22 protein-coding genes and 1 tRNA gene are annotated in these 22964 nt (G+C 57.9%); 9 read left to right on the forward strand and 14 right to left on the reverse strand.

Annotation, left to right across the window (positions count from 1 at the left end; all coding sequences use genetic code 11):
* Positions 1-27: 27 nt before the first annotated feature.
* The 3 genes from AC2FFE_RS01025 to AC2FFE_RS01035 all read right to left on the reverse strand — a co-directional run bounded on the left by AC2FFE_RS01025 (position 28) and on the right by AC2FFE_RS01035 (position 2925).
* Positions 28-996, reverse strand: coding sequence for a TAXI family TRAP transporter solute-binding subunit (locus tag AC2FFE_RS01025; protein WP_496845620.1), 969 nt, complete (start codon positions 994-996; stop codon positions 28-30).
* 318 nt (positions 997-1314) lie between these two features.
* The gene (locus tag AC2FFE_RS01030; protein WP_496845621.1) at positions 1315-2529 is read right to left on the reverse strand and encodes a glycosyltransferase family 2 protein; all 1215 of its coding nucleotides are present in this window, start codon (positions 2527-2529) and stop codon (positions 1315-1317) included.
* Between the two features lie 310 nt (positions 2530-2839).
* A tRNA-Leu gene (locus tag AC2FFE_RS01035) sits at positions 2840-2925 on the reverse strand.
* Between the two features lie 145 nt (positions 2926-3070).
* Here AC2FFE_RS01035 and AC2FFE_RS01040 point away from each other — a divergent pair.
* Together AC2FFE_RS01040 and AC2FFE_RS01045 are read left to right on the forward strand one after the other, a co-directional pair.
* Complete coding sequence (locus AC2FFE_RS01040) at positions 3071-3649, forward strand: YqaA family protein (protein ID WP_170532969.1); 579 nt, start codon at positions 3071-3073, stop codon at positions 3647-3649.
* Positions 3646-4113 carry a disulfide bond formation protein B gene (locus AC2FFE_RS01045; protein WP_496845622.1) on the forward strand — a complete coding sequence of 156 codons (468 nt, stop codon included), beginning with the start codon at positions 3646-3648 and terminating at the stop codon, positions 4111-4113. The genes AC2FFE_RS01040 and AC2FFE_RS01045 overlap by 4 nt, the downstream gene beginning before the upstream one ends.
* Here the strand turns inward: AC2FFE_RS01045 and AC2FFE_RS01050 are convergent.
* The gene (locus tag AC2FFE_RS01050) at positions 4110-4697 is read right to left on the reverse strand and encodes an HNH endonuclease (protein ID WP_496818500.1); all 588 of its coding nucleotides are present in this window, start codon (positions 4695-4697) and stop codon (positions 4110-4112) included. The genes AC2FFE_RS01045 and AC2FFE_RS01050 overlap by 4 nt on opposite strands.
* A 212-nt stretch (positions 4698-4909) precedes the next feature.
* Here AC2FFE_RS01050 and AC2FFE_RS01055 point away from each other — a divergent pair, with 212 nt between their 5' ends.
* The gene (locus AC2FFE_RS01055) at positions 4910-5515 is read left to right on the forward strand and encodes an rRNA large subunit pseudouridine synthase E (protein ID WP_496845623.1); all 606 of its coding nucleotides are present in this window, start codon (positions 4910-4912) and stop codon (positions 5513-5515) included.
* Between the two features lie 32 nt (positions 5516-5547).
* Positions 5548-5973, forward strand: coding sequence for a VOC family protein (locus AC2FFE_RS01060; protein WP_496818502.1), 426 nt, complete (start codon positions 5548-5550; stop codon positions 5971-5973).
* Positions 5974-5979: 6 nt separating this feature from the next.
* On the opposite strand, the gene AC2FFE_RS01065 is transcribed toward AC2FFE_RS01060, so the two are convergent.
* The 4 genes from AC2FFE_RS01065 to AC2FFE_RS01080 are packed head-to-tail and all read right to left on the reverse strand — an operon-like array spanning position 5980 to position 8076.
* Entirely contained in the window at positions 5980-6282 is a 303-nt protein-coding gene (locus tag AC2FFE_RS01065) for a putative quinol monooxygenase (protein ID WP_496818503.1), read from the reverse strand.
* The gene (locus AC2FFE_RS01070) at positions 6282-6761 is read right to left on the reverse strand and encodes a GNAT family N-acetyltransferase (RefSeq protein ID WP_496845624.1); all 480 of its coding nucleotides are present in this window, start codon (positions 6759-6761) and stop codon (positions 6282-6284) included. The genes AC2FFE_RS01065 and AC2FFE_RS01070 overlap by 1 nt, the downstream gene beginning before the upstream one ends.
* Positions 6762-6781: 20 nt before the next feature.
* Positions 6782-7447, reverse strand: coding sequence for an alpha/beta hydrolase (locus AC2FFE_RS01075; RefSeq protein ID WP_496818505.1), 666 nt, complete (start codon positions 7445-7447; stop codon positions 6782-6784).
* Complete coding sequence (locus AC2FFE_RS01080; RefSeq protein ID WP_496818506.1) at positions 7444-8076, reverse strand: DNA-3-methyladenine glycosylase family protein; 633 nt, start codon at positions 8074-8076, stop codon at positions 7444-7446. Before AC2FFE_RS01080 ends, AC2FFE_RS01075 begins: the two co-directional genes overlap by 4 nt.
* Positions 8077-8173: 97 nt before the next feature.
* Between AC2FFE_RS01080 and AC2FFE_RS01085 the strand changes: the two genes are divergently transcribed.
* Positions 8174-9400 carry an MFS transporter gene (locus tag AC2FFE_RS01085; protein ID WP_496818507.1) on the forward strand — a complete coding sequence of 409 codons (1227 nt, stop codon included), beginning with the start codon at positions 8174-8176 and terminating at the stop codon, positions 9398-9400.
* On the opposite strand, the gene AC2FFE_RS01090 is transcribed toward AC2FFE_RS01085, so the two are convergent.
* From AC2FFE_RS01090 to cysS, 3 genes are all read right to left on the reverse strand, one after another.
* Positions 9401-10183 (reverse strand): squalene/phytoene synthase family protein, encoded by a 783-nt coding sequence (locus AC2FFE_RS01090; protein WP_496818508.1) that lies wholly within the window; start codon positions 10181-10183, stop codon positions 9401-9403.
* Complete coding sequence (gene cimA, locus AC2FFE_RS01095) at positions 10180-11814, reverse strand: citramalate synthase (RefSeq protein WP_496845625.1); 1635 nt, start codon at positions 11812-11814, stop codon at positions 10180-10182. Before cimA ends, AC2FFE_RS01090 begins: the two co-directional genes overlap by 4 nt.
* Positions 11815-11878: 64 nt before the next feature.
* Positions 11879-13276 carry a cysteine--tRNA ligase gene (gene cysS / locus AC2FFE_RS01100; RefSeq protein WP_496845626.1) on the reverse strand — a complete coding sequence of 466 codons (1398 nt, stop codon included), beginning with the start codon at positions 13274-13276 and terminating at the stop codon, positions 11879-11881.
* Between the two features lie 207 nt (positions 13277-13483).
* Here cysS and AC2FFE_RS01105 point away from each other — a divergent pair, with 207 nt between their 5' ends.
* Both AC2FFE_RS01105 and AC2FFE_RS01110 read left to right on the forward strand, forming a co-directional pair.
* Complete coding sequence (locus AC2FFE_RS01105; protein WP_496845627.1) at positions 13484-13831, forward strand: MmcQ/YjbR family DNA-binding protein; 348 nt, start codon at positions 13484-13486, stop codon at positions 13829-13831.
* Between the two features lie 40 nt (positions 13832-13871).
* Positions 13872-15059, forward strand: coding sequence for a pyridoxal phosphate-dependent aminotransferase (locus AC2FFE_RS01110; RefSeq protein WP_496845628.1), 1188 nt, complete (start codon positions 13872-13874; stop codon positions 15057-15059).
* Between the two features lie 5 nt (positions 15060-15064).
* On the opposite strand, the gene AC2FFE_RS01115 is transcribed toward AC2FFE_RS01110, so the two are convergent.
* Complete coding sequence (locus tag AC2FFE_RS01115) at positions 15065-15592, reverse strand: outer membrane protein (RefSeq protein ID WP_496845629.1); 528 nt, start codon at positions 15590-15592, stop codon at positions 15065-15067.
* A gap of 400 nt (positions 15593-15992) precedes the next feature.
* On the opposite strand from AC2FFE_RS01115, the gene AC2FFE_RS01120 reads away from it, so the two are divergent.
* A complete protein-coding gene (locus tag AC2FFE_RS01120) occupies positions 15993-17537 on the forward strand; it encodes a trimethylamine methyltransferase family protein (protein ID WP_496845630.1) in 1545 nt (514 codons plus the stop codon).
* A 51-nt stretch (positions 17538-17588) separates the two neighbouring features.
* Here the strand turns inward: AC2FFE_RS01120 and AC2FFE_RS01125 are convergent, their stop codons facing one another.
* Positions 17589-17834 (reverse strand): EF-hand domain-containing protein, encoded by a 246-nt coding sequence (locus AC2FFE_RS01125; protein WP_496818516.1) that lies wholly within the window; start codon positions 17832-17834, stop codon positions 17589-17591.
* 542 nt (positions 17835-18376) lie between these two features.
* Positions 18377-22006 (reverse strand): vitamin B12-dependent ribonucleotide reductase, encoded by a 3630-nt coding sequence (locus AC2FFE_RS01130; RefSeq protein WP_496845631.1) that lies wholly within the window; start codon positions 22004-22006, stop codon positions 18377-18379.
* Positions 22007-22528: 522 nt separating this feature from the next.
* On the opposite strand from AC2FFE_RS01130, the gene AC2FFE_RS01135 reads away from it, so the two are divergent.
* Positions 22529-22963, forward strand: a complete 435-nt coding sequence (locus AC2FFE_RS01135; RefSeq protein ID WP_496845632.1) for a hypothetical protein — start codon at positions 22529-22531, stop codon at positions 22961-22963.
* Position 22964: the final 1 nt, after the last annotated feature.

The raw sequence follows: 22964 nt of genomic DNA on the forward strand, positions 1-22964 counted from the left end.
CTGTAGGCGCTCTGCTTTAGGTTTGGCTTACTGAATCCAGCCCTTTTCTTTGTAGTACTTCTCGGCACCCGGATGCAGCGGAGCCGACAGGCCGTCCGCGATCATCTCTTCGGGCTTGAGGTTCGCAAATGCCGGGTGCAGCTTTTTGAAGTCATCGAAGTTTTCGAAGACCGAGCTGACAACCGCATAAACCGCGTCATCCGACACATCCGCAGACGTCACGAAGGTCGCGCCCACACCGAAGGTTGCAGTGTCGCCATCCGATCCACGGTACATGCCACCGGGAATGGTCGCAGTCCGGTAGAACGAGTTGTCGCCAACCAATTTGTCAACGGCTTCACCGCTGACATTCACCAGAACGGAATCACAAGCGGTAGTAGCTTCCTGGATCGAACCCGAAGGGTGACCAACAGTATAAACCATCGCGTCGATCTGGTTGTCGCACAGAGCCGCCGACTGTTCAGCCGCTTTCAGTTCGGTCGCCAGTTCGAAATCATCCGTGGTCCAGCCCATTTCGCCCAGCAGCACTTCCATGGTGCCGCGCTGACCTGAACCGGGGTTACCGATGTTGACGCGCTTGCCCTTCAGGTCTTCGAAGTTGGTGATGCCAGCATCGGCACGCGCTACAACGGTGAACGGTTCGGGGTGAACCGAGAAGACGGCGCGCAGGTTCTCAAAGGGACCGGCCTCTTCGAATTTCGAGCTGCCATTGTACGCATGATACTGCCAGTCGGACTGCGCCACACCAAATTCCAGCTCGCCTTCGCGGATGGTGTTGATGTTGTAAACGGAACCGCCGGTCGATTCGACCGAGCAGCGCACGCCATGTTCCTTACGGCCTTTGTTCACCAGACGGCAGATCGCGCCACCGGTCGGATAGTAAACGCCAGTCACGCCGCCGGTGCCGATTGTGATGAACTCTTCGGCATAAGCCGCGGGTGCCATCATTGCAGCGGTCACAAACGCGCCGAGGCTAAGCTTGCTACTGTTTTTCATGTAAAAAACTCCCATTTTTTAGTGTGGGCGGTAAAAGCCAAAAACCCTGCAATAGCGAGGGAGCGCGCTGGTACCTCAGAACCGGCTGCCCTGCAACTGCTGCTATTTTGAATTTTTCCAATGTCTCCCAACATCTTCGAGGTTTCATTCAGATACAATGAATGTCAAGGCCAGCCCATCGCAGATTGCGCCAAAGCAGCATATTTGAGGTTGATTTTTGAACTTTCCCCGTCGAACCATCGAAGATGAAACAGGCTGCCCGCTGACACGGACAGCCCTATCAAACTGTTGGCCACCATTCGCCGAAGATCGGAAAGGTCAATCGGACTTGGTGTTTTGTTCCCGGGTTGGGATCTCAATAATCCCGAACAAGAATGCGGCAAAGGCGGTTTGTACCGAAACGGCCATAAGGCTGAATCCGGCTACAGTCAGGCGTGTTGGCAGAGGGTTTTCGATATTGCCAAAGCCCAGGCGCGCCCATTGGCCGAACGCCACACCGAACAGGATGACACCGAACAGGAACAACCAAAACGCAAATAGGGCGATATTGTCGGTTGTGGCCCAGGTTCGAAGAATCCGGCTCGGCTCACCCACTGGCAGCAATCCGCTCCGGGTGGCCATCATCCGCGCCAAGGCGCCAAAGGTCAGCAACTGGGTTCCAAGGATGGTGATCACGCAGGCGGCGATAAAGGTGTTTGTGCCCAACTCGACCGAACCTGCAACCTGAACAGGACCGAACATCAGGATCAAGGCGGCAAGCCCGCCAACAACACTGAAAAACAGCCCCGGATAGACGAACAGCCAGCGTGGATTGTGCATCAGCAAAAACTTGAGGTGGCGCCACCCGTCCCGCCAGGTGCGCAGATGCGGTGGGCGGCTTCGGCCATCAGGCCGCAGCGTGGTGGGCACTTCGGCAATTTTCAGGCGCGACATTGCGGATCGGGTGACCATCTCGGAGGCAAACTCCATGCCGGAAGTATGCAGTTGAAGATCCCGGATCGAGTCACGCCTAAATCCGCGCAGACCGCAGTGGAAATCACCAATATTGATGTTGAACAAAAGTCGGCCAATGAAGCTGAGCACCGGGTTGCCCAGATATCTGTGCAGAAACGGCATCGCACCATCCGAGATACCACCTTTGAACCGGTTGCCCATGACCAGATCGTTTCCAGCCCGCAGCGCCTCGACGAAGGGATCGAGGCTGGAGAAATCATAGCTGTCATCCGCGTCGCCCATGATCACATAGGTGCCCAAGGCTGCATCAATCCCGCCCGATAGCGCAGCCCCATACCCCTTTTGCGGAACATTCACGACTCGCGCACCCAGGGCCTCAGCCATTTCAATCGAACCATCGGTGCTGCCGTTATCGGCAATCAGCACCTCACCCTTGATCTGCGCGCGCTCAATAAAATCCTGCGCTTTCTTGATACAAATCTCGATCGTTTCCGCCTCGTTCAGACAAGGCATCAAAATCGTCAGTTCAAGCGCGTCGGTCTGGCCGACGGGCTTAGCGGTTTCAGAGTTTCCAACCAATGGAACGCACCTTTCAAATCAATACACTAACCAATATTCCACTCACGGATCAGATTTGTAAGTGAACGATATACGACATCCGCCGGTGTTTGAAAGATTGTTGGCAACAAAGCAGACACAAACCCGGCATTAACCTCCAAAATCAAAACAAACACGCACAATCCAATCCGCGCAGCGAACCTAGGTGGTTTTTTGATTCAGGTACAGCCTTGTGACGCACCAGAATACGTCATCCGTTTGGAATCCAAGGTTCAACAACCAACTGAGGCGCTGCTGTTGTGTTCATTCCAATCCGATATACGAGAAAATGTGGTGCCCAAGGAGAGACTCGAACTCTCACGCCCGTGAAGGCGGGGGATTTTGAATCCCCTGCGTCTACCATTCCGCCACTTGGGCCACGGACACTGGATTAGCGCCCCCGCGCGGGAAGGTCCAGAGGCAAAAATCAACCAGCTTTCCGATTGTTTGATCGCCAGCGGTTGACGGGTACGTGGGTGCGTGGTTTGGCTTGCACGGGCAAAGACCGGGATTTGAGTAGACTATGTTACGATCGCTTTATGACTGGACCATTCGACTGGCCGAGCACCCTCATGCCCTTTGGGCGCTGGCAATTGTTGCCTTCATCGAAAGCTCGTTCTTCCCGATCCCACCTGACGTACTGATGATCCCGATGATTCTAGCACGCCCCTCGCGTGCCTGGCTGATCGCGGGTGTTGCGCTGGTTGCATCGGTCCTGGGCGGTCTGTTGGGTTATGCGATCGGGGCTTTCGCCTATGAAAGCATTGGCCAGCCCATCCTGGAATCGATGGGCAAGGCCCACGCAATGGAAGAGTTTAACACCCGTTTCAACGACTTTGGCTTCTGGGCCGTGTTGGCCGCTGGTGTCACACCTTTCCCGTACAAGGTCATCACCATCATGTCGGGCTGGACAGGCATGCCACTTGGCACCTTCATCGCAACATCAATCCTGGCGCGCGCGCTTAGGTTTTTCCTGGTTGCAGGTCTGCTTTGGAAATTTGGTGAGCCGATCCGGGACTTCATAGAAAAGCGCCTGGGGTTGATGTTCACACTGTTCATCATCCTGCTGTTCGGCGGCTTTCTGGCGGTACGGTACCTATGACAAAACGTACGGTTTTGATCACTCTTGCCGCTGGCGGTTCCGCGGCATTGCTGCTGGGGGCCTGGGGTTTCCAAAACCTGGGTGGGCTCGCACCATGCAAAATGTGCATCTGGCAGCGATATCCCCATGGGATAGCCTTCGCGATTGGCCTGGTCGCATTGCTCCTGCCATCATTGCGCCTTTTGCCGCTTGCTGGCGCGCTTGCCGCGTTCACCACAGCCGGTATCGGGCTGTATCATGCCGGCGTTGAACAAGGTTGGTGGGAAGGCCCAACCAGTTGCACGTCGGGCAGTATCGGCGGGTTATCCGCAGAAGAGTTAATGGATCAGATCATGTCCGCCCCGCTGGCGCGGTGCGACGAAATCCCGTGGCAAATGCTAGGTCTGTCGATGGCCGGTTGGAACGCCCTGCTTTCGCTTGGGTTGGCGCTGATCTGGGTCGCGGCCTGGCGCACTAAACCCTAAAACTCATCCAGTTCAGCATCCCAATACAGAAAGTCAATCCAGCTGTCGTGCAGGTGGTTTGGCGGAAACTTTCGGCCAATGTTACGCAATGCCTCGGCATCAGGCTGGCGCGGTGGTTTGCGTAGGGTCATGCCCGCCTGACGCAGGGATTTGGACCCTTTCTTCAGGTTACATGGGCTGCACGCTGCCACCACGTTCTGCCAGCTCGTCACCCCACCTGCCGCGCGCGGAACCACATGGTCAAAGGTCAGGTTGTCCCGGCTGCCGCAGTACTGACAGCGAAACTCATCCCTCAGAAATAAATTAAAGCGCGTGAAGGCCACGCGCTTTCTGGGTTTTACATAGTCTTTCAAAACAACGACCGAGGGTATTCGGATCTCGGTACTCGGGCTTCGGACGACTTCGTCATATTCGGCCACGATGTCGACCCTGTCCAGCCAGGCAGCTTTGATCGCCTCTTGCCAGGGCCACAACGACAGCGGGTAATAAGACAAAGGGCGGTAATCGGCATTCAAAACCAAGGCCGGGTGATGCTTGAGCGTCCCCGGTTCTCTAACAAATTCGGTCCTGAAGTCTCCGTCCATCACAAAATCGCTCCTCGCTCTCAGCTGCCCGTATGTGTCACCAGAGCGGAGAGCACCCGCCCCGATCTTAAGATAACTATATATCGTGGTAAATCTCTGACAAGCCCTGAGTTTCCACAATATGTCGCTGATTGGGTAAGCCGAATCCGTAACAGGCACATGACAGTTATCCACAGGTTGCGCACAGCGTGTTTTGCAGGCTATGGCGGGGCATGTCCTGGTTCATCCGATTCAACAAACCCTTTGATGTTCTGCCACAGTTCACGGACCGCGGCAGCGCGGATACGCCGCGTCGCACCCTTTCAGATTTCATCGACCTGCCCGGCGTCTACCCTGCAGGGCGGCTGGATCGGGATAGCGAAGGGCTTATGCTGTTAACGGATCATGGGCGGTTGCAGGCGCAGATCTCGGACCCCAAGCACAAGATGGCCAAAACCTATTGGGTGCAAGTCGAAGGTGAGCCTTACGCGGCTGCAATGAAAGCACTGCGCGACGGTGTCGATTTGAAGGATGGCCTGACCCGCCCCGCCAAAGTGCGTGAGATGGACGAACCAGAGGGCCTGTGGCCTCGCACCCCGCCGATCCGCGAGCGTAAAACCGTCCCTGACAGTTGGATCGAGCTGACCATCCGTGAAGGCAAGAACCGACAAGTACGACGAATGACGGCGGCTGTCGGCCTGCCGACCCTGCGCCTGATCCGATATCGCATTGGCGACTGGACACTGGACGATCTGGAGCCCGGTCAATGGGACAGTCTGCCCCTGCCCACCCTGAACGCGGCCCCGCAACGCAAACGAGACCGGCGCGCGCGGCGGTGACACAGACCACTGTTGTCTGCTAGAATACGATCATGAAACTCACACCGGACATCCCTGCCCCGTCAGGCATTCTGGAAGCTGCGCTGTATGTCGATGATCTGGATGCGGCAGAACAGTTCTATGGCCAGGTTCTTGGGCTGGAGCGCATTCAGCGTATCAAAGACAGGCACGTGTTTTATCGTGTTGGCGGGTCCGTTCTATTGCTGTTCAACCCGGATCAGACCGAACAACCGCCATTAAACCCCAACCTGCCCGTCCCGCCTCATGGCGCGCGTGGTGCTGGGCATGTATGCCTTGTGCTGACCCGTGATGAAATCACAGCCATGCGCAAACACCTTCTGGATTGGAATGTCCCGATCGATGCCGAGTTCGACTGGCCCAGCGGCGCGCGGTCACTCTACATCCGCGACCCCGCAGGCAATTCGGTCGAGTTTGCCGAAAGCCATTTGTGGGGTTGATTTCGCTCAACCAAGCGGCTGTTTTTCACCACCGACAACTTTGTAAATCTCGCTGGACATAAGACCAATCTCAGCCAAAGTTGCGCGAAAAACGGCCATATGGGGCGTTGCAAAATGCGCCTCAAGCGCGGCTTGATCCTGCCATTCTTCGTAAACACGAAACCGGGTATTGTGCCCCAGCACCTGACTGAATTCATAGACCAGACAGCCGGTCTCTTTCACGGTTTCTGCAACCATCTGCTGCGCGGCCTCGCGGGCCCGTTCGACCCCGGCCTCGTTCACTTCCACAACGCCTGTTACAACCAGCATCATCTATCCTCCGTCAGATCATAGCGTTTCGATATGCGATTGACCGGAGTGCCGTCCCGCAGCGGAACGCCGTATGCAACCGAGTAGTCGCGGAAACCCATTTTTTCATAATAGCTTAAGCCAGGTAAATTATCGGCACGGATAGTTGCGTTTATTGCCTTAAGACGCAGTGCACAGGCCGTCTTTTTCGTCTCGGCGAATAAGGCCCTTCCAGCACCACGCAACACCGGATTTCGGCGTGTGAAAGTTGCGATATCAGCGCAATCATCAGGCAGAGAATCATTCCTGCCCAACCACTGAAACCCAGCAACATCGCCCTGTTCATCCAGCGCAACGTGGCAACATATCTTATCTGCTCCATCCAGATAGCTTTGCGCAAACAGGGCGTCTGAGAACGGGATCTCAAAAGCAGTCGTACCACCCGCCGCGATGATATCATTGAGGATGCGCCAGGCCTCAGCCACATCTTCTGACATCATCGGGCGGACGGCGATCACGGCTAAAAGCTCAGCTTGTCACGCATAAAGGCCAGCGCCACGCTGAGCCCATCGGGGGCGATTCCATGGCCGGTCCCCTTCATCACATGCGCATAGACCTCTTTGAAATCAGCGGCTTGAAGGGCTTCGGCCGCCTCGGGCAGCGATTGCGGCGGGACTACATCATCCGCATCGCCATGGACCAGCAGAATCGGCATCCGGCTAACGGTTTCATCGGGCAGCAGATCGGGTTCCAGCAAGCGGCCCGAGAACGCAACGATCCCGGCCACCGGGTCTTCGCGGCGGGGTGCGACGTACAAGCTCATCATCGTGCCCTGAGAAAAGCCGAACAGAACGACCTGTTCGGGCAGGACATCCTCATCCACCATCAGCGCATCCAGAAAGGCGTTGAAGTCCTCAACCGCCATTTCCATCCCGCGCCGGGCTTCTTCTTCGGATGATCCGTCAATCCAAGGGATCGGGAACCATTGGAACCCGTTCGGCATACCGGGGATCTGTTCTGGCGCATCGGGGGCGACGAAGAGCGTATCGGGCAGATGTTCACCCAGCGGATCAGCAAGACCCAGCAGATCGGCGCCATTGGCCCCATAGCCGTGCACGAACACCACGACTGAGCGTGTGTCGCCCGAAACCGGCTCTTTCCGGAGCGCGTTCAAAACCCGTGTCATCTGATCCCTTCTCTCTTCTTGGCCACCCGGTAATAGGCCCAGAGCACCCGCGCCGCAACTGATCGCCAAGGCGACCAGGCCTCGGCCATAAGGCGCAATTCCTTGTCGGTTGGACGTTTGGGCAAACCGTAGAGCACTCGCGCGGCTTCTTGCAGGGCCAGATCGCCCGGCGCGATCACATCGGCGCGGCCCAGTGAGAACATCGCGTAAATCTCGGCGGTCCAAACGCCAATGCCCGGAACCTGCGTGAGTGTTTTGACAACATCTGCATCAGCTGTATCGCGTAACGCTTTGTAATCAATGCGCGCCTCTGCCAGTGCGCGCGCATAACGAACCTTCTGACGGCTGAGGCCCACAGCGCGCAAATCCTCATCCGTGGCCCACATGATCTTGCGCGGTCCGGTCAGTTTTGCCTGCTGCATCCGTTTCCAGATCGCATTGGCCGAGGCCACGCTGACCTGCTGGCTGACAATCGCGCTGAGCAACTGGCCGAAACCGTCAGGCTTGCGCCGCAGGGGCAAAGGTCCGGTCTGCTCCATCGCATAGGCCATGCGCGGGCAGGTGTTGGCCAGCCACTCGGCCCCTTCCGTCACACAATCGGGTGTTTCAATGATGCGACCTACGGACATGCACTCTCTGCCTTGTGATACGGGTCGCACGTTAGGGGGATCAGCCACAGATGCAAGCCGCTTGTGCCCCGGCGCGTTCACCGATACGGATTGGCCCATGACACTGACAACAGCTGCCCCGGACGACTCGCAAGCCAAACGCAACGTAGCGGTTCTGGTCGCTGCGCAATCGATCCTAGGTGCGCAAATGCCGATGATCTTCATCGTCGGTGGATTGGCCGGTCAGTCCCTGGCCAGCAACCCCTGCCTTGCGACCCTGCCAATCTCGCTGATCGTACTGGGGTCGATGCTGGCGGCCACGCCGATCTCGGCCATCATGCAGCGCTGGGGTCGCCGGACCGGCTTCCTTGTCGGAGCCACAGCTGGGGCTTTGGGCGGCCTGATCGGAGCCTATGGCCTTTACCTTGGGTCCTTCCCGATCTTCCTGTTGGGCAGCCTGCTGACCGGTATCTACATGAGCGCGCATGGGTTTTACCGTTTTGCCGCCGCTGATACCGCCTCGGACGCGTTCCGGCCCAAGGCGATTTCCTATGTAATGGCAGGCGGTTTGGCCGCAGCGATCATCGGACCACAAATCGTCAAACTGACGTCAGAGTCATATGTGATTCCGTTTCTCGGCACATATGTGGCAGTGATCGCCCTGAACGTGATCGGATCGGCGCTGTTTTTCTTTCTGGACATCCCGACACCGCCGAAACCGGCCGAAGATGCGCCCAAGGGCCGCTCGCGGCTGGAGTTGCTGAAAACCCCACGCATCGCCGTAGCGATCATCTGCGCGATGGTATCCTACGCGTTGATGAACCTTGTGATGACCTCGACCCCTCTTGCGGTGGTCGGCTGCGGCTTCTCGGCCAATGATGCCGCGGATGTTGTTACGTACCACGTGTTGGCCATGTATGTTCCCAGCTTTTTCACGGGTCACCTGATCGCGCGCTTTGGCGTGGAAAAGATTGTGGCCCTTGGCCTTGCAATCCTTGCCGGGGCCGGAGTTGTCGCGTTGCAGGGCGTCGAATTGGAGAACTTCTTCATCGCCCTGATCCTGCTGGGGATCGGCTGGAATTTTGGCTTTATCGGCGCGACAAGCATGCTGGCCGCGTCGCACGAAGTGCATGAGCGTGGCCGGATGCAGGGCTTGAACGACCTGTTGGTGTTCGGAGGTGTGACGGTTGCTTCGCTGGCTTCGGGCGGATTGATGAACTGTTCCGGCGGTTCGCCGGTAGAAGGCTGGACAGCCGTCAACCTCGCCATGATTCCGCTGCTGACCCTGGCGGGTGGCGCATTGCTGTGGCTGGTCCTCAGACCTGCGGACGCCAAACCGGCTTGATCACCACCGGCCGGTCGCTGCGGTCCACATCAATGACAAGCGCCGCCGCGCCTCGCTCTGCGCCAAAGCGCCAATCGCAACCCTGTCAGGCTGAGCGATCACCCGTTTCAAAATCCATTCCGCCTGCCACCCGAGGTAAAGCGCCGGGTGCGCCGCATCTGACACCCCAGACCGGTTGGATCGTGCCCGCATCAGTCGCGCCAATGCCGTCTCTGCCAATACCCTCACGCCTTCAGGCCTGCCATCCAGCAATGGGATACGCCCGCGCGCCTCAAGCTCTGGGATCGCGCGAAACCAATTCGCCACGCCCACGCCATAGCCGAAATCGCGCACCACATCTTCATCCGCCGCCCCAAGGGACTGAGCCGCAGCCACCAGCAACGCGCCGGAGCTGTGATTGATATAAGCGTCGAAGTGCTCCTGATCCTCAAACGGATCGCGGTAGATGTCCCACCGTCGCACCGCTACATATTCGTCCAGCATACCCGCCAGATGAGGCGACAAAACCCGAGACAAAGGCGTCACCACCTCGTGCCGCCGCACGGTCGGCCCTTGCGCGATCTCCTGCAAGGCGTCGCGCCACCATTGCAGCCGCATTTCGGCAATCATCGCCTCCTGCGTCACCCAAGGGGCGCGCGCGACCTCGACATTCAATGCATAGATCGGAAACAGAACCGCCCGCGCCCGGACCGGAGCAGCCATTGCCGCCAGGAACCGATCGGGATCAGCCTTATGCACCAAGGCGGCACAGGCTTTGACATCTTCGTCAAATGTGGCCGTCACTCTGCCGCCGCCTGCTGGGGGTCGCAATCACGCACCAGTTTCCATTGGATCGCGTCCAGCAGCGCCTCGAACGAGGCATCGACTATGTTCGCACTGACCCCGACAGTAGACCAACGCCGCCCCTGCCCGTCTTCGCTGTCGATGATGACGCGCGTCACCGCCTCGGTCCCGCCTTGGGTGATCCGCACTTTGAAATCAACCAACCTCATATCCGCCAGCACTTGCGAATACTGCCCCAGATCCTTGGCCAGCGCCTTGGCCAGGGCGTTCACCGGCCCCCGGTCACTGCCTTGCTCGTCATGGGACTCACTGACCGAAAGTTTCTTTTCTCCATCGACCTTCACGACAACCACGGCCTCGGACAGGCTGACCATCTTGTTGTACTTGTTCTTGCGCCGCTCAACGGTGACCTTATAGCGCTTGACCTCGAAAAACTCGGGCAGCTGTCCAAGCTCATCCCGTGCCAGCAGTTCGAAACTGGCCTGCGCCGTATCATAGGAATAGCCCTCGGCCTCACGTTGCTTGATCCGCTCAAGGATGCGCCCCAAAGCAGGGGCGCCCTTTTCTACCTTAAGCCCGGCTTCGGTCAGACGCTTGCGCAGGTTCGACTGCCCCGCCTGGTTCGACATCGGAATGATACGCGCATTACCCACCATTGCCGGATCAACATGCTCATAGGTCGACGGATCCTTAAGGATCGCGCTGGCGTGCAACCCAGCCTTATGCGCAAAGGCCGACGCGCCCACATAGGCCGATTGCTTGCTGGGCACCCGGTTCAGTATATCGTCCAGCATCCGACTGATCCGCGTCAGACCAGCCAACGCCTCAGGACTGACACCAATCTCGAACTGCGAAGCATAAGGTTCTTTAAGAAGCAAGGTCGGGATCAAGGCGGTCAGGTTCGCGTTGCCACAGCGTTCGCCCAACCCGTTCAGCGTACCCTGAATTTGACGGGCACCTGCATCAACGGCAGTCAAGGAACAGGCTACCGCGTTCTCGGTATCGTTATGGGTGTGAATGCCCAACCGATCCCCAGGCAGGCCCGCTGCGATCAGGTCTGAGACGATACGCCCGACCTCGGCAGGCAAAGCGCCGCCATTGGTGTCACACAACACAACCCAACGCGCGCCAGCCTCTAGTGCTGTCCGGCACACCTCGGTCGCATAGGCCCGATTGTCCTTGTAGCCGTCAAAGAAATGTTCCGCATCGAACAGTGCCTCGCGCCCCTGCGCCACCAGATGCGCGACCGAGGCGCGGACATTCTCGACATTCTCCTCCAGCGAGATGCCAAGCGCCTGGGTCACGTGATAATCATGCGACTTGCCGACCAGACAGACTGCCTGCGTGCCCGCATTCATGACTGCCGCCAGAACGTCATCATTTGCCGCCGACCGGCCCGAACGCTTCGTCATCCCAAACGCCGTCAACCGGGCCGAGGTTTTCGGAGCCACCTCAAAAAACGCGCTGTCGGTCGGGTTTGCCCCGGGCCAGCCGCCTTCGATGTAATCGACCCCCAACTCATCCAACGCCTGCGCAATCTGAACCTTCTCAGCGGTCGAAAACTGCACCCCTTGCGTCTGCTGCCCGTCACGCAGTGTCGTGTCGTAGAGGTAGAGGCGGGTCTTGGTCATGGTTCTGGCTCTTTGGCTTGTTCAGGCATCACCCCGCCCGGACAGTTCCGGGCGAAGCATTTGATTATACGCTTTCCAGCTTCGACGCGTCGAAACCCGATCCGGCGATGATCTCAACAGCGTCCTTGCTCATGCGCACTTCCAGACCTGCGGCAAGATACGCGGATTTCAAACGATCAACCTCCGAGAAATCCTTGCTCACCATGGCTTGTGCACGCGCGGCCGCCAGCTTTTCTTCGTATTCAGAGAAATCCGCCGCCGGAACTGCAGCCCAGCCGCCCATCTCATCCGTCAGCAGGCCCAGCACTTGCGCACTTGCCAATAACGCCGCAGCATCCCCGTCCGAAGCCAGACGATGCAATTCGGTGATGGCACCCGCCGTATTCAGATCATCCGCAAGTGCTGCGATCACCAAGGGTGCCGCGCTGGCGGCGGGCTCGATGCCCGCGGTCAGCGCCCGCCACTTGCGCAGCGTTGCTTCGGCCTCGCGCGCTTTTTTCTCGGTCCAGTCCATCGGCTTGCGATAGTGGGTTTGCAGGAAAACAAACCGGATCACCTCGCCTGGCACACCCTGCTCCAACAGATCATGCACGGTAAAGAAATTGCCCAGCGACTTGGACATTTTCTTACCCTCGACCTGCAGCATTTCGTTATGCAACCAATAGCGCGCGAATTCGCCCTCGGGGTGTGCGCAGCAGCTCTGCGCGACCTCGTTCTCATGGTGCGGAAAGATCAGATCGTTGCCACCGCCATGAATGTCGAAACTTGCGCCCAGCAATTCATAGCTCATGGCCGAGCATTCGATATGCCAGCCAGGCCGCCCCTTGCCCCATGGCGAGTCCCAACCGGGCAGCTCGTCTGTCGACGGCTTCCACAACACGAAATCCATCGGGTTCTTCTTATAAGGCGCAACCTCGACCCGCGCGCCTGCGATCATGTCATCGACGGAACGACCGGATAGCTTGCCATAGCTATCCTTCCAACTGTCGACCGCGAACAGTACATGGCCTTCAGCCGTATAGGCATGGCCCTTGGCAATCAGGTCTTCGATCATCTCGATCATCTGAGCAATGTATTCGGTCGCGCGCGGCATGGCATTGGGCTCCAACGCCCCAAGCGCACCCATATCATGCAGATACCAGCCGATGGTTTCGTCCGAGCGTTCTTGAACCAGCTGCTCCAGCGACCCTTCGGCGCCGGCCTGTTTACGCTTGAGCGCGGTCGCGTTGATCTTGTCATCCACATCCGTAAAATTGCGCACATAGGTCACGTGTCCCGCGCCGTAGACATGGCGCAGCAACCGGTAGAACACATCAAACACGACCACGGGACGCGCATTGCCAAGATGGGCACGGTCATAAACAGTTGGCCCACAGACATACATCCGCACGTTGTCAGGATCGATCGGAACGAAATCTTCCTTCGTCCGTATCCGTGTGTTGTGCAGTTTAAGTGTCGTCATCACTTAGGCTCCTAAAGCATGCGCGTTGGCGCGGGCTTAGCAACTTGTCTCAGAGATGAAAACGAAAGATACCGGCCCGCTTGAGAAATCAGCAGGAAATGCAGCAGATAATGATGCAGGTCATCCGGTTCATGCGAGTGTTTTATCATGCGACAAACGCCAAGCCAAGGCTTGAGTTTGCCTCGCCTCGCCTGCATGGTGCCTGATATGAGCCGGGATTTTGTCAACTCTGTGTGCCGCGACCTGCCGGGGGCGGAATGGTCCGACCCTTGGGGCGGCGGACATGATGCGTGGAAGGTGGGCGGCAAGATGTTCGCCTGTATCGGAATTGCCAATGACGGCGTCTCGGTCAAGACAGCCGATATCGAAACCGCACAAATGCTGATCGATGCAGGTGTTGGCGTCAAAGCCCCGTATTTTCACCGCAGTTGGGTGCGTCTGCCCTTTGATGCGGACACAGATGAACTGCGCCATCGCCTGACCGCCTCTTATGATCTGGTCCGTTCTTCACTCACGAAGAAGGTTCAGGCAACCTTGCCTGCGCGCGGCCAATAGGCTTCTGGCCACTCGAAACATTCACCAATAGGTAGCTTAGATGAAACTGTCAGATCGCATTTCACAAATCACCGGAGGCGGCAGCGACGGCTGGGATGTATTCTACCGCGCACGTCAGATGGTCAGCGACGGGCTACCGGTGACTGAGTTGACCATTGGCGAACACGACATCCGAACCGATGTATCGATTTTGCACGCCATGGATCGTTCTGCGCAGAATGGTCACACCGGATATGCCATGGTGCCCGGCACTGATCAGCTGCGCGATACGGTGGCGGCCCGAACACAGGCACGGACCGGAGTTCCCACCACGCGTGACAATGTGCTGATCACCCCCGGCGGGCAAGCTGCCCTGTTCGCGGCACATATGGCCCTGTGCGATCCGGGCGATGTGGGACTGTATATTGACCCATATTACGCCACCTATCCCGGCACGATCCGAGGGGTCGGCGCGCAAGCCCGCGCCATTCAAACACGGGCCGAGGAGTCGTTTCAACCACGTGCCGAAGATATAGAAGCCGCGTCCGACAGGGCGGTGTCCCTGCTGATCAACTCACCCAACAATCCAACCGGAGTGGTCTATTCGCGCGAAACGCTTGCGGGCATTGCAGCCGCCTGTATGCGACGCGATCTTTGGCTGATTTCGGACGAGGTCTATGACACGCAGGTCTGGGAAGGTGAGCACATCTCTCCCCGTGCCTTGTCGGATATGGCCGAGCGCACGCTTGTTGTTGGCTCCATGTCCAAATCCCATGCCATGACAGGTTCTCGCTGCGGATGGGTTATTGGTCCAGAAGAAGTGATCGCGCATCTGATCAATCTCGCCACGCACACGACCTATGGTGTGCCCGGATTCATTCAGGATGCCGCCTGTTTTGCACTGAATACCGGCCCAGAGTTGGAGGCCGAGATCGCGGGCCCCTTCCGTCGCCGTCGCGCAATTGCCAAGGAGATTCTGAGCAAGCAGAACGTCATCAGCCTCGTGCCCGCACAAGGTGCAATGTATCTGATGCTGGATATCCGCGCGACAGATTTGTCCGGCGAAGAATTTGCGAACGCACTGCTGGACAAACATGCCATCGCCGTCATGCCTGGCGAAAGCTTTGGCCGGGCCGCAGCAGGCCATATTCGCGTGGCAATGACGGTAGAGGACGCGCGTTTTTCGCAGGCTCTGCAGACCTTATGCGATTTTGCAGCTGGTCAGTCAAAACATCGCGCGGCTGGGTGACGGGCTCAGAACCGGAAGGTTGTCCTCAGGTTAAAAACATTTGTGCCCAGACCACCTTCAGATCGGGTGGCATCGTCGAAGTTCTGGCGCAGCGCCTCACCACTGATCACAAGGTTTTCGCCGATCGGGTAAGCGACACCAATGCCGTAAACCGCCGCTGTATCGCTGTCGGTCGAGGTTTCCGCGCGGGCCGCGCCGACGACCACATATCCGAGCGCGTTGCCAAAATCATACCCGCCGCGAAGTTTCACAAGTGACATACTGTCCAGGCTTCCCTGACTTTCGCTGAGGTTTAATGACAGGCGGTTATACTCCAGCTCACCCCCCAGAACGAAATTGCCAAAATCCTGATCAAAACCGATATGGGCACCAAAGGTGCCTGTATCCCCGCTGGAGCTGTCAGGACCGCTTGCCTCGGCATAGCCGAAACTGAAACCTGCATAGGCACCTGTCCAATCCTCTGCCATGGCAGGGCTGGTGCATGTGATCGTCATCGCGGCGATCAGGGCCCAATGTGGTTTCCAATTCATCATCAACAGTGTTCATCCGTGTCCGGAGCAGCATCAGTCACAAATTCAAACTGGTACATGGCTACCAGATTTCAATTCTGATCACAGGATATTCAGCAGTAAGTTAATAAAGTATAACAGATTTCGCCCAAAGCGGGAGAAAATGTGCTCAGAACACGCCCTCCTCGGCGCCAGTGATACAATCTGTCGGTTTTTGGCACCGAGGTCGCAAACGGAACAGATCAGGGTGGGACCGTCTGTCAGCCTCTTTGGCAACTGAGAGGTCTCATGGCAAACGAGATTTGGAAAATTCGCCTGATCAGCCGTACCATTGGTGCAGATCGTGGGCGTGCGGCAAGGGGGCGGCCTGGCTTGTCTTGATCGCTCACGCTCAAGACACATTCCCAAATCCTGGACTTATTCAATGAACACGCAATCCCGTAGTGCCTCTCGTAGCGGTGGACGTTCCGCACGTCGCGCAGCCCGCGCATCCGCCCTTCCAGAACATCTGCGCCCGATCCGCCCCGGCATGGAAGGCGGAACATACAAACCTCTGACCCCGGCTCAGGTGGAAAAAATCCACAATGCCGCCCTGCAAGCCCTTGAAACCATTGGCCTTGCAGACGCCCCCCAAAGCGGCATCGACTATCTTGTGGGTGCGGGGTGTACACTGGGCGACGACGGGCGCATTCGGTTCCCGCGCGCATTGGTCGAAGATACAATCGCCAAGGCCAACAGGTCCATCACGCTCTATAGCCGCGACGGTCAAACCGATCTGGACCTGACCGGTACCAAGGTCCACTATGGCACAGCCGGGGCCGCCGTAAGCGTAGTTGATGTCCATGGCCGCCAATACCGCGATTCAACCGTGCAGGATCTGCATGATGCCGCGCGGATTTGCCAACAGTTGGACAATATCCACTTCGTTCAACGCCCCATGGTCTGCCGCGACATCCTCGACAATCTCGAGATGGACTATAACACAGTTTATGCTGCATGCTCAGGGACTTACAAACACATCGGAACATCATTCACCGAGCCATCGCATGTCGCACCCGCCATCGAAATGCTGCACATGATCGCTGGCGGTGAGGACAAATGGCGCGAGCGGCCTTTTGTGTCCAATTCGAACTGCTTTGTCGTTCCCCCGATGAAATTCGCCACTGAAAGCTGCGAAGTGATGGAGGAATGCATCAAGGCCGGTATGCCGGTTCTGCTGTTGTCTGCTGGCATGGCCGGGGCAACTGCCCCTTCCACCATTGCCGGGGCGATCACGCAAGCCACCGCCGAATGCCTGGCCGGTTTGGTTTATGTAAACGCCGTAAAGCCCGGTGCACCCGCGATTTTTGGCACCTGGCCCTTTGGCCTGGACCTGCGCACCGGGGCCATGTCTATCGGGTCTGGCGAACAGGCCCTGCTGAGCGCGGGCTGCGCACAGATGCACCAGTTCTACGACCTGCCGGGTGGCGCCGCTGCGGGCGCGTCAGATTCGAAACTGCCCGATATGCAGGCCGGGTGGGAGCAAATGTGTTCGAACGTCATGGCCGGGTTGTCCGGGCTTAATATGGTCTATGAAGCCGCGGGCATGCATGCCTCGCTTCTGGGTTTTTGCCTCGAAAGCCTGATCCTCAGCGATGATCTGATCGGACAGGCACAGCGCTGCGTGCGTGGCATCGAAGTCAATGACGACACACTTGCGCTGGATCAGATTGCCGAGGTGTGCATGGGTGGGCCGGGTCATTATTTGGGAACCGACGCGACGCTCAGCCGGATGCAGGCCGACTATGTCTATCCGACATTCGGCGACCGGACGTCACCAAAAGAATGGGCCGAGATGGGTAAACCTGATCTGCTTGATAAGGCCACGGCCCGTAAGGAAGAAATTCTGAGCGCACCGTCACCCGCCCAGTTCGATCCGTTGCTAGATGCTGAAATTCGCGCCAAGTTCAACATTCACTTGAACACGTAACCCATTGTAATAGCGGCCCGAAACCCTCGGGCCGCCGATTTTCAATACAAATCAGCCGTTGCTGGGTGGCAGCAATCCGGCTTCTTGCGCAACTGCGATCTCATCCTGATCCAGCGCGCCGTCACCATTTGCATCCATGGCCGAGAATGTGTCGGTATCCACTTCTGGTACCACAGCCTGCACTTCTTCGATGGTCAGAACGCCATCGCCATTAGCATCGGCGCTCGATTGCGCCAAAGCCAACGAGGGCAAGCCAAGTGCGAATGCCGAGATAACGGCCAGTTGTTGCGGTTTCATGATAGTGCCTCCTGAGTGAGTTTTGCGTTGTTACGTCCGGACAGGCACCACAGACACCATCTTGCCCGTCGCCGTCATCCGCATCCTTTGCATCCCCGAATTTCGCGCCATTCCTTGCGGATTTCACTGAGTCGGCCCTGCGATCCCCCGCCGGGCGAAATCCGCCGATCTGCTTTCGGCGGTTCTGACCCGATGACCGAGAGGCAATCCGGCAAGGCTCTGCTGACGACAGGCGTATGGGGTTGAAAAAAGAAAGGGGGCCGAAGCCCCCTGTCAGTTTCGCCTTCCAGGCTCATTTCGTTGACCGCCCGGTATTTTTTTGCCTGCGGCCTGGACTGCGCATGGGGCGAGCGCACCCGCCCCGTGAGAGAGTGGGAGGGAGCAAATATTCCGCCCCACCCTGTTCCCGGCCAACACGGGCATGTCGGCCGAGTGGACCAAAGCATCGAAGGTAAGTCTCAGCGCCTTGATCCGTATTCGTCGGGGTCGGTACCTGTGGCAGCTATCCGACCCCTGCACCCCGGGTTGCCGGGGCGTTGAACTCAGCTACACCCGCTTGTTGCGCCGCAGGTGTTGCATTTCATGCAGGTGCCGTTGCGCACCAGCGTGTAGTTTCCGCATTCGCCGCAGGGGTCGCCCTCGTAGCCCTGCATCTTGGCCTTGGTGCGCGCGTCCATTCCGGTCGCGACCTCTGACACCACTGCCGTTTCGCTCTGCACTTCGAATTGCGCCGCCGTTTCAGCCATGCCGTTCACCTCGGCCTGACCGCCGTTCAGAACCATCAGATCCTGCGGCAGGCGCTTACGCAGATAGCCGGTCGAACTGATTTGTTTCAGTACTTCCAAGGACTTGGAGGCCGCGCTGTCGCTCAATTCAGAAACGTTCGAGACGCCCTCTTCCTCGCCACGCCCCAGATCGTCAAAACTGGCGCCTTCGGGTTTCACATGGGCCAGATCGGTGCGATCCAGATAAGACACGGCCAGTTCGCGGAAGATGTAATCCAGGATCGACGTCGCGTTTTTGATCGAGTCGTTGCCCTGCACCATCCCCGCCGGTTCGAATTTGGTGAAGGTAAAGGCATCCACGAACTCTTCCAGCGGCACGCCATATTGCAGGCCAACCGACACGGCGATGGCAAAGTTGTTCATCATCGCCCGGAAGCCAGCGCCTTCCTTGTGCATGTCGATGAAGATCTCGCCCAGCTTGCCGTCTTCGAACTCACCGGTGCGCAGATAGACCTTGTGGCCACCCACGATCGCTTTTTGAGTATAGCCTTTGCGCCGATGCGGCAGTTTTTCGCGATGGCTGCGGATGATCTCCTTGACCACAACCTTCTCGATCACCTTCTCGGCCAGAACCACGGCTTTTTCCTGCGTCGAACCGCTTTCCAGAATTTCCGCCGCCTCGTCGTCATCCTCGACCAGCGCCGCGGCCAGAGGCTGCGACAGTTTCGAGCCATCACGATAGAGCGCGTTCGCCTTCACCCCCAGCGACCAGCTGAGTTCATAAGCCTTCTGGCAGTCTTCGATGGTCGCGTCATTCGGCATGTTGATCGTTTTCGAGATCGCGCCCGAGATGAAGCTCTGCGCCGCCGCCATCATGGTGATGTGGCTATCAACCCCAAGGAAACGCTTACCTTTCTTGCCGCACGGGTTGGCGCAGTCGAAGATCGAATAATGCTCTTCCTTCAGGTGCGGAGCACCTTCCAGCGTCATGGTTCCGCAAACGTGGTCGTTGGCCGCGTCGATATCCGCCTTGGTAAAGCCCAGATGGCGCAGTAGATCGAAGGTCGGGTCATTCAGCTTGGTGGCCGGGATGCCCAAAACGCCGGTGCAGAAATCCTCGCCCAGTGTCCACTGGTTGAAGACGAACCGGATGTCGAAGGCGCTTTCCAGCGCAGCGTCCACTTTGGCCAACTCATTCGGTCCAAAGCCATGACCGGTCAGCGAGGTGTGGTTGATCCCCGGCGCGTTACCGATGGTTCCGTGACCGACGGCGTAGCCCACGATCTCTTCGATCTGAGACGAGGAATAGCCCAGCTTTTCCAGCGCCGACGGCACCGAGCGGTTGATGATCTTGAAGTACCCGCCACCGGCCAGCTTCTTGAATTTGACCAGCGCAAAGTCCGGCTCGATCCCCGTGGTATCACAGTCCATCACCAGACCGATCGTGCCGGTGGGCGCGATCACGGTGGCCTGCGCGTTGCGGTAGCCGTTTTTCTCGCCAAGGCTCAACGCCTCATCCCAAGCCGACATCGCCAGATCGACCAGACGCTTGTCAGGGCAGTTTCCGTGGTCCAGCGGCACCGGCTTCACGGCCAGCTTCTCATAGCCCTCGGTAACCCCCTGCGATGCGCGGCGGTGGTTGCGGATGACACGCAGCATGTGGTCGGCGTTGCGCTCATAGCCTTTGAAGGCGCCCAGTTCGCCAGCAATCTCGGCCGAGGTCGCATAGGCCACACCGGTCATGATTGCAGTCAGCGCGCCACAGATCGCCCGACCCTCGTCCGAGTCATAGCTGTAGCCCATATTCATCAGCAGGCCGCCGATATTGGCGTAACCCAGACCCAGCGTGCGGAAGTCATACGACAGCTGCGCGATTTCCTTCGACGGGAACTGCGCCATGGTCACTGAGATTTCCAGCGTCAGGGTCCACAAGCGCGAGGCATGCATGTAATCCGCCGCCTGGAACTCACCATCCTTGAGGAAGGTCAGCAGGTTCATCGACGCAAGGTTACAGGCCGTATCGTCCAGGAACATGTATTCCGAGCACGGGTTCGACCCACGGATCGCGCCATCTTCGGGGCATGTGTGCCATTCGTTGACCGTGTCATGGAACTGGATGCCCGGATCGGCGCAGGCCCAAGCGGCGTGGCCGACCTTCTCCCACAAATCGCGCGCCTTGACGGTCTTGGCGACCTTACCGTCGGTGCGGTTGATCAATTCCCAATCGGCGTCTTTCTCAACAGCGGTCAGGAACGCATTGGTCACGCGGATGGAGTTGTTCGAATTCTGGCCCGAAACCGAGCTATAGGCTTCCGAATCCCAGTCCGTGTCATAGGTCGGGAATTCGATGCTGTCGTGTCCCTGCTTGGCATAATCCAGCACGCGCTTGATATAAGTCTCAGGGATCGCGACCTTTTTCGCTTCACGAACCGCTTTCTTCAGGCTGTCATTCTTGTTGGGGTCATACGCATCATCCTGCGCACCGTCCCAGCTGCGGATGGCCTCGAAAATGCCGTTCAGCATCTTCTCGTGCATCTTCGATCCGGCAACGATAGAGGCCACTTTCTGCTCTTCGATCACCTTCCATTCGATGAATTTCTCGATGTCAGGATGATCTGCATCGACGATTACCATCTTTGCGGCCCGACGGGTTGTTCCGCCTGATTTGATCGCACCTGCGGCGCGGTCGCCGATCTTGAGGAAGCCCATCAGGCCCGAAGACTTGCCGCCACCTGACAGCGCTTCGCCCTCGGCCCGCAGATGGCTGAAGTTGGTTCCGGTGCCCGAGCCGTATTTGAACAGGCGCGCCTCGCGCACCCACAGGTCCATGATCCCGCCTTCGTTCACCAGGTCATCATCGACAGACTGGATGAAACAGGCATGCGGCTGCGGATGTTCGTAAGCGGATTTTGATTTGGTCAGCTTGCCGGTCTTGTAGTCGACATAGTGGTGCCCCTGCGCCGGGCCGTCGATCCCATAGGCCCAGTGCAAGCCGGTGTTGAACCATTGCGGTGAGTTCGGTGCGGCGCGCTGGGTGGCCAGCATATAGCGCATCTCGTCGAAATAGGCGCGCGCATCTTCCTCGGTCGAGAAATAGCCGCCCTTCCAGCCCCAATAGGCCCAGGCACCGGCCAGACGGTCGAACACCTGCTTCGAGGACGTCTCGCCATCGAACTCTGCACTTTCGGCGGGGACCGAACGCCACAGGAACTCGGGCACGTCTTTCTCTTTGACCTTTTTCAGTTTGGACGGAACGCCCGCCTTGCGGAAGTACTTCTGAGCGATGACGTCGCTGGCGACCTGGCTCCAGCTTGATGGAACTTCGATATCATCCAGCCGAAAGACAATTGTACCATCGGGGTTTCGAATCTCGGACGTGGCCGAAATGAAATCCAAGTCTGCGTAAGCATCCTGCCCCGGTTTGGTGAATTTTCTTTCAATTTTCATGTCCGCCGCCTTCGAATTAATGACCGTCTACCCAGCTTCGGGCCCGAGAAATGCCAAGCCCCCCACTTTGCCGAATCCGACAGACGCAACGGTCCGGGCGCTGCCGCGCGCAGCGCAAAACCGCATCAGCGGTTGCACAATTAGCATGGTGTGCGTCCCGTCCCTGCCCTGCGCCTTTCTCTGATTTTGCACCAGATGTAGTGGCGTCATATTCGGCTCATACAATTTGGCGTATCTTCACATAGAAGGTCAACGGCCTTTTTCCGACATTTTTGAAATCTTTTGTGTTGACCCGATCCCGCCATGGGGCCGCGAAACGCGCGCTCCCGATTCCTCCGCAAAGTGATCCACGGCGAAAATCCGCCGGCCTTGGATTTGACGAAATGAAATTCCCGTTTTTACCAGCATAGTTATAAGCGTTTGGTGAACCGGACCGCGGCTGGTTAGGCTGAAACAGAATCATCACGGGCTAATCGAAGGTCGATGTGGTTGGCACGCAAATCAACGAGGGCTTACAATCAGATGCGGTTGTTTCACTTTCTATCGGCACTGGCCCTGATCGTGGCCTGCACACCACAAGATGTACCCGATCCATCACGCAGTGCGCAGTTCAACGACTACCCCAAGCGTCTGTTCGAAACCTTTGAAATGAGCTGTACCGGCCCGGGCGACAGATTTAGCAAATTACCGGATCGCAGTTTTGAGTGCAGCCAATACCTGCCCCCCGAAGCGGCCGCTTCTCTGATTCTGACCTATGATGGTTCGCCCCAAGAGTTGCCAAAAAGCGTCATGCGGTTGAACCCGACCAAAACCGCATCCGGCTACCGTGTGGATGCCTCACTGGTGTTCAGGGTTCCACAAAAGGCCGGATCCGTAGTTGACGTTCCGGTAGAAAGCGAGGCTTTGGACCTTGCCCTCAGCAGACTCTATCGCACGATGGGCGGATTGCCCGGCTGAT

The organism is Ruegeria sp. YTSA168 (assembly GCF_059610045.1).

Bases quoted from the DNA above. Each gene is read 5' to 3' on its own strand.
- AC2FFE_RS01045 (WP_496845622.1), top strand. From the start codon at position 3,646: ATGACAAAACGTACGGTTTTGATCACTCTTGCCGCTGGCGGTTCCGCG.
- AC2FFE_RS01115 (WP_496845629.1), bottom strand. From the start codon at position 15,592: ATGATGAATTGGAAACCACATTGGGCCCTGATCGCCGCGATGACGATC.
- AC2FFE_RS01080 (WP_496818506.1), bottom strand. From the start codon at position 8,076: ATGTCCGTAGGTCGCATCATTGAAACACCCGATTGTGTGACGGAAGGG.
- AC2FFE_RS01105 (WP_496845627.1), top strand. From the start codon at position 13,484: ATGAGCCGGGATTTTGTCAACTCTGTGTGCCGCGACCTGCCGGGGGCG.
- AC2FFE_RS01050 (WP_496818500.1), bottom strand. From the start codon at position 4,697: ATGGACGGAGACTTCAGGACCGAATTTGTTAGAGAACCGGGGACGCTC.
- AC2FFE_RS01025 (WP_496845620.1), bottom strand. From the start codon at position 996: ATGAAAAACAGTAGCAAGCTTAGCCTCGGCGCGTTTGTGACCGCTGCA.
- AC2FFE_RS01125 (WP_496818516.1), bottom strand. From the start codon at position 17,834: ATGAAACCGCAACAACTGGCCGTTATCTCGGCATTCGCACTTGGCTTG.
- cysS (WP_496845626.1), bottom strand. From the start codon at position 13,276: ATGACGACACTTAAACTGCACAACACACGGATACGGACGAAGGAAGAT.
- AC2FFE_RS01070 (WP_496845624.1), bottom strand. From the start codon at position 6,761: ATGATGTCAGAAGATGTGGCTGAGGCCTGGCGCATCCTCAATGATATC.
- cimA (WP_496845625.1), bottom strand. From the start codon at position 11,814: ATGACCAAGACCCGCCTCTACCTCTACGACACGACACTGCGTGACGGG.
- AC2FFE_RS01040 (WP_170532969.1), top strand. From the start codon at position 3,071: ATGTTACGATCGCTTTATGACTGGACCATTCGACTGGCCGAGCACCCT.
- AC2FFE_RS01120 (WP_496845630.1), top strand. From the start codon at position 15,993: ATGAACACGCAATCCCGTAGTGCCTCTCGTAGCGGTGGACGTTCCGCA.
- AC2FFE_RS01060 (WP_496818502.1), top strand. From the start codon at position 5,548: ATGAAACTCACACCGGACATCCCTGCCCCGTCAGGCATTCTGGAAGCT.
- AC2FFE_RS01055 (WP_496845623.1), top strand. From the start codon at position 4,910: ATGTCCTGGTTCATCCGATTCAACAAACCCTTTGATGTTCTGCCACAG.
- AC2FFE_RS01130 (WP_496845631.1), bottom strand. From the start codon at position 22,006: ATGAAAATTGAAAGAAAATTCACCAAACCGGGGCAGGATGCTTACGCA.
- AC2FFE_RS01110 (WP_496845628.1), top strand. From the start codon at position 13,872: ATGAAACTGTCAGATCGCATTTCACAAATCACCGGAGGCGGCAGCGAC.
- AC2FFE_RS01085 (WP_496818507.1), top strand. From the start codon at position 8,174: ATGACACTGACAACAGCTGCCCCGGACGACTCGCAAGCCAAACGCAAC.
- AC2FFE_RS01135 (WP_496845632.1), top strand. From the start codon at position 22,529: ATGCGGTTGTTTCACTTTCTATCGGCACTGGCCCTGATCGTGGCCTGC.
- AC2FFE_RS01065 (WP_496818503.1), bottom strand. From the start codon at position 6,282: ATGCTGGTTGTAACAGGCGTTGTGGAAGTGAACGAGGCCGGGGTCGAA.
- AC2FFE_RS01075 (WP_496818505.1), bottom strand. From the start codon at position 7,447: ATGACACGGGTTTTGAACGCGCTCCGGAAAGAGCCGGTTTCGGGCGAC.